Source organism: Citrobacter sp. Marseille-Q5395 (assembly GCF_947057495.1).
GTDB lineage: Bacteria > Pseudomonadota > Gammaproteobacteria > Enterobacterales > Enterobacteriaceae > Citrobacter > Citrobacter murliniae.
The window spans coordinates 436,395-444,854 of the sequence record NZ_CAMSEL010000005.1 but is presented as its reverse complement, the minus strand read 5'-3'; the positions used below and the strand labels follow the sequence as shown (position 1 = coordinate 444,854).

At 50.8% G+C, this 8,460-nt stretch carries 8 protein-coding genes; 2 read left to right on the top strand and 6 right to left on the bottom strand.

Features of this window, described 5'->3' with window-relative positions; translation table 11 throughout:
* The first annotated feature begins 462 nt into the window (after positions 1-462).
* On the top strand, positions 463-1,167 hold the full coding sequence (locus OH663_RS08280; RefSeq protein ID WP_045449039.1) for a FadR/GntR family transcriptional regulator: 705 nt from the start codon (positions 463-465) through the stop codon (positions 1,165-1,167).
* Between the two features lie 3 nt (positions 1,168-1,170).
* Positions 1,171-2,598 (top strand): multidrug transporter subunit MdtD, encoded by a 1,428-nt coding sequence (gene mdtD, locus OH663_RS08275; protein WP_200011111.1) that lies wholly within the window; start codon positions 1,171-1,173, stop codon positions 2,596-2,598.
* On the opposite strand, the gene rbsR is transcribed toward mdtD, so the two are convergent.
* The 6 genes from rbsR to rbsD all read right to left on the bottom strand — a co-directional run bounded on the left by rbsR (position 2,564) and on the right by rbsD (position 8,442).
* Positions 2,564-3,556: a ribose operon transcriptional repressor RbsR gene (rbsR, locus tag OH663_RS08270; RefSeq protein ID WP_136345351.1), complete on the bottom strand. Its 993-nt coding sequence runs from the start codon at positions 3,554-3,556 to the stop codon at positions 2,564-2,566. The genes mdtD and rbsR overlap by 35 nt on opposite strands.
* Before the next feature lie 3 nt (positions 3,557-3,559).
* Complete coding sequence (gene rbsK, locus OH663_RS08265; protein WP_048223241.1) at positions 3,560-4,486, bottom strand: ribokinase; 927 nt, start codon at positions 4,484-4,486, stop codon at positions 3,560-3,562.
* Positions 4,487-4,623: 137 nt separating this feature from the next.
* On the bottom strand, positions 4,624-5,514 hold the full coding sequence (gene rbsB, locus OH663_RS08260; RefSeq protein WP_003023760.1) for a ribose ABC transporter substrate-binding protein RbsB: 891 nt from the start codon (positions 5,512-5,514) through the stop codon (positions 4,624-4,626).
* 24 nt (positions 5,515-5,538) lie between these two features.
* On the bottom strand, positions 5,539-6,504 hold the full coding sequence (gene rbsC / locus OH663_RS08255; RefSeq protein WP_045449027.1) for a ribose ABC transporter permease: 966 nt from the start codon (positions 6,502-6,504) through the stop codon (positions 5,539-5,541).
* Between the two features lie 5 nt (positions 6,505-6,509).
* The gene (rbsA, locus tag OH663_RS08250; protein WP_045449026.1) at positions 6,510-8,015 is read right to left on the bottom strand and encodes a ribose ABC transporter ATP-binding protein RbsA; all 1,506 of its coding nucleotides are present in this window, start codon (positions 8,013-8,015) and stop codon (positions 6,510-6,512) included.
* A 7-nt stretch (positions 8,016-8,022) separates the two neighbouring features.
* A complete protein-coding gene (rbsD, locus tag OH663_RS08245) occupies positions 8,023-8,442 on the bottom strand; it encodes a D-ribose pyranase (RefSeq protein ID WP_045449025.1) in 420 nt (139 codons plus the stop codon).
* Positions 8,443-8,460: the final 18 nt, after the last annotated feature.

Here is an 8,460-nt window from a genome sequence, read left to right as displayed (position 1 = left end):
GAATTAAACTTCGTAATGAATTACGTGTTCACTCAGAGACTTGGTATTCATTTTTCGTCTTGCGACGTTAAGAATCCGTATCATTGAGTGCCCACACAGATTGTCTGATAAATTGTTAAAGAGCAGTGCCGCTTCGCTTTTTCTCAGCGGCGCGGGGTGTGCATATTACGCCATCCCGCTTCAGAGTCAAGCATTTATTTTTGCTTTTCTCCGCGGAGTTCTCAGTGGAACCCCGCTGACCCGGCGGCCTGTAGTCCGTTGTTCCGTGTCAGTGGAGGCGCATTATAGGGAGTTATTTCAGGCTGACAAGGGGAAATTTAAAATAACTTTCTGAGTGCGTGTTTTTTCACCAAAACCGTCATTAACATGCCATAAAATAAGCAATTTGCCGTTTTTGCAACCGCAATCACACTTCCTGATGGCATACTAATGAATAAGAGAAAGACTTAAGGAAGAACATTCATGCCTTTAAATGCCCAACAGTTAGCTGCACAGAAGAACCTTTCCTATGTTCTGGCTGAAAAGCTGGCTCAACGAATATTAAAAGGTCAGTACGCACCGGGTGCAATCCTACCAGGCGAAATTGAGCTGGGTGACCAGTTTGGCGTGAGTCGCACGGCGGTAAGAGAGGCGGTAAAAACATTAACGGCAAAAGGTATGGTATTACCACGCCCCCGGATTGGCACACGAGTGATGCCGCAGGCAAACTGGAATTTCCTCGACCAGGAGCTGCTTACCTGGTGGATGACGGAAGATAATTTCCCTCAGGTCATCAAACATTTTCTGGTGATGCGCATTAGCCTGGAGCCCCAGGCCTGTTTACTAGCTGCAACCATAGGTACGGCAGAACAGAAGGCACATCTGAATACATTAATGGAAGAGATGGTCGAGCTGAAAAGAAACTTTAAGCGTGAACGCTGGATTGAAGTTGATATCGCCTGGCATGAGCACATCTATGAGATGAGTGCGAATCCATTCCTGATATCCTTTGCATCGTTGTTCCATTCTGTCTACCAGACCTATTTTACCTCTATTACCTATAACGATGTGGTAAAGCTGGATTTGCATCAGGCCATTGTCGATGCAATAGAGGATAGTGATGGCGATCGCGCCTTCACTGCCTGTCAGGCATTACTGATAGCGCCGAACGAACTCCCGGATAAATAATCTATGGCAGAAAAGAAATCGCGCAGTATGGCCGGGTTGCCATGGATAGCAGCCATGGCCTTTTTTATGCAGGCATTAGACGCCACCATCCTCAATACCGCCTTACCCGCAATAGCACAAAGCCTGAACCGCTCCCCACTTGCCATGCAGTCTGCCATTATCAGTTATACCCTGACTGTTGCGATGTTGATCCCAGTGAGTGGATGGCTGGCAGACCGCTTCGGCACCCGGCGCGTATTTATGATCGCCGTTAGTCTCTTTACCCTGGGTTCACTTGCCTGTGCGCTATCTGGTTCATTAACCGAACTGGTGATATTTCGTGTTATACAAGGCATTGGTGGCGCAATGATGATGCCTGTTGCCCGCCTGGCACTGCTTCGTGCCTATCCACGTAGTGAACTTCTTCCCGTCCTTAACTTCGTGACCATGCCTGGACTTGTGGGGCCGATTTTAGGTCCAGTACTGGGTGGCGTGCTGGTCACGTGGGCCAGTTGGCACTGGATCTTCCTGATTAATATTCCCATTGGCATAGCAGGTATCTTTTATGCCCGCAAATATATGCCTAACTTCACCACGCCGCGCCGCGGTTTTGATATGACCGGTTTCCTTCTCTTTGGCCTGAGTCTGGTGCTGTTTTCCAGCGGCGTTGAGCTGTTCGGTGAGAAGCTGGTCGCCAGCTGGATTGCCCTAAGTATTATTCTCGGCAGCATTTTGTTACTGCTCGCCTACATTCGCCACGCGCGCCGTCATCCGACACCGCTAATATCGCTGCCAATCTTTAAGACGCGAACCTTTTCCGTCGGTATCGCGGGAAACCTGGCGACTCGTCTGGGTACAGGATGCGTTCCCTTCTTAATGCCGCTGATGTTGCAGGTAGGATTTGGTTATCCGGCGCTGATTGCCGGTTGCATGATGGCGCCGACGGCGCTGGGATCAATTCTGGCTAAATCGATGGTGACGCAGGTACTGCGTCGCCTTGGCTACAGAACTACACTGGTCGGCATTACGGTGTTTATCGGCCTGATGATTGCGCAGTTCTCATTGCAATCCCCAGCAATGCCAGTATGGATGCTGATCCTGCCATTGTTCATTTTAGGCATGGCGATGTCCACCCAGTTTACCTCGATGAATACGATTACCCTCGCGGACCTGACCGATGATAATGCCAGTAGCGGAAACAGCGTGTTAGCCGTCACTCAGCAATTGTCGATCAGTTTAGGAGTGGCAATCAGCGCCGCCGTGCTGCGTATATATGAAGACATTGAAGGAACCAATACGGTCGAACAGTTCCACTATACCTTTATTACCATGGGCGCTATCACGGTGGTTTCGGCGCTGATGTTTATGCTGCTAAAAACCAAAGATGGTCGCAATTTAATCAAAGACCGGCATAAGCCTAAGCCGAGCCCCGCGCCATCAGAACAGGAGTAAGCTGCAATCGCTGTTGCTGCAATGCGGGCTGTGCCATACGGTGGATCAACACATCTATGGCCAGTTCGCCCAATTCATCTTTCGGTTGATGAATCGTCGTAAGCGGCGGCGTCATATAGCGAGCCAGCTCAATATCATCATAACCCACCACCGCCATATCCTGCGGGATACGCAATCCTGATTGATACAGGGCCTGATACGCACCGACTGCCATCGCATCATTTCCCGTGAAAACAGCCTGCGGTCGTTGTTTATGCGACAGCAGCGTTTGCATGGCTGAAAATCCACCGCCAAACTCGAAATCGCCGGTAATCTCATAACCTTCCGGGATAGCTAATCCTGCTCGCTGCATTGCTGCCCGATACCCTTCCAGACGCAAACGCGCCGGTGTTTTATCCAGAGGTCCAGTAATACAGGCAATGCGTGTAAACCCTTTTTCGATAAGATGCTGCGTGGCTAAATCCCCGCCCAACAAGGAATTATCCTGAATCAGGTCACTTTCACCATCAAAGGGGGACCAGTCCATCATCACAGTAGGAATAGAAGGATAACGCTGCATGATCTCTCTGGATGGCTGATGTGTTTCCGTGCAGAGCAGCAGTAAACCGTCCACCCGCTTTTGCATCAACGTTTCCAGATTACGATTCATACGCTGTTCATCACCTTCGGTATTGCACAACACCAGACTGTAGCCCCGCTCAAAACAGCTGCGTTCAACACCGCGAACCAGTTCAGAATAAAAGGGATTGGTACTGGCAGTGATTAACATGCCTATGGTGTGGGTCTGATTTAACTTGAGGCTACGCGCCAGCGCGGAAGGCGCGTAGTTAAGCTCTTTAATCGCAGCGTCAACTTTATCGGTGATAGCCTCACTGACAAAGCGATCTTTATTGATGACGTGAGAAACCGTCGACGTGGAAACGCCCGCAAGGCGGGCAACGTCCTTCATTGTAGCCAAGCGTTACCTCTGCTGTAAAAACGCCTCTATTTCTTCGCGCCACGGAACGGAAGGCTGTGCGCCTTTACGCGTTACCGCAATCGCCGCAGCCGCATGCGCAAAGCGAATCGCTTCTGGCAACGGAGTCTCTTCCAGTAAGGCTGTGATTAACGCGCCGTTAAAAGTGTCTCCGGCCGCGATGGTATCTACGGCATCCACTTTGAAACCGGGAACTCGACTACCTTTACCGTTCACGCTGGCCCATACACCACGACTACCTAAGGTAATCAGTACGGTGTGAATACCCTTTGCATGCAACGCCTGCGCTGCTTTAGCCGCATCATCATCATTTTCTACACGGATCCCTGTCAGCTTTTCAGCCTCGGTTTCATTTGGGGTAATGATGTCCACCAGCGCCAGCAGCTCGTCAGAAAGTTCACGCGCCGGAGCCGGGTTAAGCGCTACCGTCGTATTGTTTTGATGCGCAATCTTTGCTGCGGTCAGCACGCTTTCGATCGGCGACTCTAATTGCATCAGTAGTGCTGATGCCTGGGCAATGCGATCACGCTGAGCTTCCACCAGCGCAGGCGAAAGCGCAGCATTCGCTCCGGCATGAATACCGATGACGTTCTCACCTTCACCATTAACAAAAATCAGCGCCACGCCGGTCGATTCACCCTGAATCACGCTAATGGGAGCAATATCGATGTTATCACTGGCTAATTGCTTGCGAACACTTTCACCAATATCGTCGTCACCTGTACAGGCAATAAACGCGATATTCGCGCCACTACGACCCGCAGCAACTGCCTGATTCGCGCCTTTTCCACCAAATGCCACCTGATAATGGCTACCGGTTACGGTTTCACCAGGAGTGGGGAAGGATTTAAGGTTAAGGATGTGATCGGCATTAATACTGCCAAGAACAACGAGGTTGCCTGCGGTTTTCATGTTCGGAATTCCAAGTCAAAGTGCGCCACCGGGTTAGGGTGGCGCGTGCCCTGCTTTTCTTTTTACGCTTTCATCTTCAAATTGATGAGGATGGCGTATTTATGTCGCCATCAGGCCGCGAGCGACCTGAATCGCTATTACTGCTTGATGACCAGCTTCAGGTCAACCGGATATTTAGCCTGAACTTTCTCGCCTTTCAGTACTTTATCCGCAGTTTCAACGCCTTTCGCGCCAATCTGATCCGGTAACTGAGCGATAGTCGCAGCCAGTTTGCCATCATTTACCGCTTTTTCGCCATCTGGCGTGCCGTCAAATCCAACCACCATCACATCAGATTTACCGGCAGTTTGCAGTGCACGCAGCGCGCCAAGTGCCATTTCATCGTTCTGGGCAAATACAGCCTGCACATCAGGGTGAGCAGTCAGCAGGTTCTGCATAACGTTCAGACCTTTGGTACGGTCGAAGTCTGCCGGCTGGCTGGCCAGTACATTAAATTTGTGTGCCGCAACGGCCTGCTGGAAACCTTCGCCACGCTCACGGGCCGCAGAAGTTCCGGCAATACCCTGCAGTTCAATAACTTTCGCGCCTTCACCCGCTTTTTTCGCGATGTAATCGCCAGCAATTTTACCGCCCAGCACGTTGTCTGACGCAATGTGGCTCACAACCTCACCTTTAGACGCTACGCGGTCCAGGGTAATTACCGGGATTTTCGCCTGGTTAGCCATCTTCACGGCGTTACCGACGGCATCGGAGTCAGTCGGGTTAATAAGCAGAATTTTAGTACCGCGAACTGTTAAATCCTGAACGTTCGCCAGCTCTTTCGCCGGGTTATTCTGCGAATCCAGAATCACCAGGTTGTAGCCCAGTTTATCCGCTTCTTTTTGCGCCCCATCCTTCAGAGAGACAAAGAACGGGTTGTTGAGCGTGGAGACCACCAGCGCAATGGTATCTTTTGCCATCGCATTCGCACTCACAGTGGCGCTCAGCGCGACAGCAGAAACCAGGGTAGCCAGTTTTTTCATGTTCATATTTAAGATGTCCTGTAGTCGTTATTACTGCTTTTTGTTGTCTACCAGTACCGCCAGCAAAATCACCACAGCTTTGACGATCATCTGGTAATAGGAGGAAACACCTAACAAATTCAAACCATTATTGAGGAAGCCAAGAATTAATGCGCCGATCAGCGTCCCAACAATGCGTCCTTTACCGCCAGCCAGGCTGGTACCGCCTAATACGACCGCGGCGATAGCATCCAGCTCATAACCAGTTCCTGCCGTTGGTTGAGCAGATGAAAGACGCGCAACTTCGATGATGCCCGCCAGCGATGCCAGCAGCCCACAAAGTGAATAAACAATAATTTTGATTTTACTGACGCTGATGCCTGACAGGCGCGTCGCCGCTTCGTTACCGCCCAGCGCATAGATATAGCGACCAAGGCGAGTATGATGAAGCATGTACCACGCAGCGAGGAAGACAATCCCCATAATCCACACTGGCGTTGGGATCCCCAGAGGACGGCCAATACCAAACCAACCGAAGACATCGGCATTATCGGTAAATCCGGTATTAACGGGGCTACCGTTGGTATACACCATGGTCACACCGCGCAGCAGCAACATCATCACCAACGTAGCGATGAACGCCTGTACGCGGCCTTTCGCGACAATCACTCCGGTCACCGCACCAATAGCAGCACCTAACGCCAGAGCAGCCGCAACAGCCACCAGCGCGTTAACCTCAATCCCGACAATGGAAGCAGCAACCGCACCGGTAAGCGCCAGCAGGGAACCGACTGACAGATCGATACCCGACGTCAAGATCACCAACGTCATGCCAACAGCCATAATGGCGTTAACTGACGTTTGCTGGAGAATGTTAAACAGGTTATTTACGGTAAAAAAGTTGGGACTCATAGTGGAAACAATCGCGATCAGCACCAACAGAGCGATGAGCGACTTTTGCTCCAGAAGCCATGCTTTGGTGAAATAACGGCGACCAGAAACAGCCTGGGTAGTCATCTTTTTTACTCCTGATTCACGCGATTAAGCTTGCCTACAGCGGCAGCCATTAATACTTCCTGAGTGGCCTGCTCGCGAGTGAACTCACCGCCAAGATGCCCTTCATGCATGACGATAATTCGATCGCTCATGCCCAATACTTCTGGCATCTCCGAGGAGACCAGAATGATACTTAGCCCATCAGCCTTAAACTGATTGATAAGCTGATAAATCTCTTTCTTAGCCCCGACATCCACGCCACGCGTTGGTTCATCGAGGATCAGCACTTTTGGCCGGGTCATCAACCCGCGCGCAATCGCTACTTTCTGCTGATTGCCGCCGGAGAGCAGACCAATGGCCTGTTCCATTGATGGCGTTTTCACATTGAACAGACGGATAAAATCATCCACCGCCTGCTGCTCATCTTTATGTTTCAGGCTTCCGCCCGCGCGACTGAAATAACGCAGCGCCGTCAGCGACATGTTCTCTTTAACCGACATACCCAGCACTAAGCCATCGCGCTTACGGTCTTCAGAAATATAGACGATACCGTTAGCCAGCCCATCCTGCGGAGAACGGGTGACAACCTCATGTCCGTCAAGCGTGACGTAACCGCTGGAGCGAGGTAACGCGCCGTACAGCACTTTCATCAGTTCGGTACGCCCAGCGCCCATCAGTCCTGATACGCCAAGGATCTCTCCTTTACGCAGGGTGAATGAAACGTCATTAACCCCAGGACCGCACAGATTATCGACCTTCAGACGCACATCGCCTGGTGCTTTATCCAGACGTGGATACTGATCTTCCAGCTTTCGCCCCACCATCATTTCAATCAGCGAGTCTTCAGTAAGCGTTGCAACTTCACGTTCAGCAATAAACTGTCCATCGCGAAAAACGGTCACGTCATCGCAGATCTCGAAGATCTCTTTCATGCGGTGGGAGATATAGACAATGCCGCGCCCCTGCGACTTAAGCTCGCGGATCACGCGGAACAAAGACTCAGTTTCGGTATCGGTCAGCGCATCCGTCGGTTCATCCATAATGATGACTCTGGATTCAAAGCTCAGCACTTTGGCAATTTCTACCATCTGCTGATCGCCAATTGACAACTCCCCCACCAGCCTGTCGCTTTTAAAACGCAGATTGAGTTTGGCTAGCAGCAGGTCGGCTTCGGCGTACATCTTCTTCCAGTCAATTTTGCCAAAGCGATTTACAAACTCACGGCCAAGAAAAATGTTCTCAGCAATAGTGAGTTGTGGGATCAGGTTTAGCTCCTGGTGAATGATGCCAATCCCGGCCTCCTGAGAGGATTTAGGACCGTTAAAGGTGGTTTCTTTACCCAACCATAATAAAGAACCGGCATCACGGGTATAGATACCGGTCAGGACTTTCATCATGGTGGATTTACCCGCGCCGTTTTCTCCCACCAGCGCCATGACGCGGCCTGGGTAGACATTTAACGCGGCGCCGGATAGCGCTTTGACGCCCGGGAACGCTTTATCGATCCCTTTGAGTTGCAGTAATGCGTTCATGATGGCCTCAGAACGTGACGCCAGCACAAAGAATGATATTCGCATACGGAGAACATTCTCCGCTGCGAATTACCGCCTGACTGTCTGCGGTCTGTTTTTTGAATTGTTCATGCGTGGTGTAACGAATTTCAATGGTATTTCCCTGGTGTTGTTGCAGTTGCTCAATGTGGTTGAGCAACGTTTCGTGGAGTTGCGGATTATGTTGTTTAATTTCCGTCGCGAGAATGGCCGCCTCGACCTGCATTTCACGAGTAACCACATCCAGTACCTGCATAAAAGAAGGTACGCCCTGGGTTAATGCCATATCAATACGCGTTGTGCTGTTCGGAATGGGTAAACCTGCATCACATACTACCAGCGTATCGGTATGCCCCAGACGGGAGATCACCGATGAAATTTCAGAGTTGAGTACTGCGCCTTTCTTCATTTTCTTTCCCCACTAGCG

Excerpts from the sequence above, each read along its gene's own strand:
- OH663_RS08280 (WP_045449039.1), top strand. The coding sequence starts at position 463 with ATGCCTTTAAATGCCCAACAGTTAGCTGCACAGAAGAACCTTTCCTAT.
- mdtD (WP_200011111.1), top strand. The coding sequence starts at position 1,171 with ATGGCAGAAAAGAAATCGCGCAGTATGGCCGGGTTGCCATGGATAGCA.
- rbsK (WP_048223241.1), bottom strand. The coding sequence starts at position 4,486 with ATGAAAACCGCAGGCAACCTCGTTGTTCTTGGCAGTATTAATGCCGAT.
- rbsB (WP_003023760.1), bottom strand. The coding sequence starts at position 5,514 with ATGAACATGAAAAAACTGGCTACCCTGGTTTCTGCTGTCGCGCTGAGC.
- rbsC (WP_045449027.1), bottom strand. The coding sequence starts at position 6,504 with ATGACTACCCAGGCTGTTTCTGGTCGCCGTTATTTCACCAAAGCATGG.
- rbsA (WP_045449026.1), bottom strand. The coding sequence starts at position 8,015 with ATGAACGCATTACTGCAACTCAAAGGGATCGATAAAGCGTTCCCGGGC.
- rbsD (WP_045449025.1), bottom strand. The coding sequence starts at position 8,442 with ATGAAGAAAGGCGCAGTACTCAACTCTGAAATTTCATCGGTGATCTCC.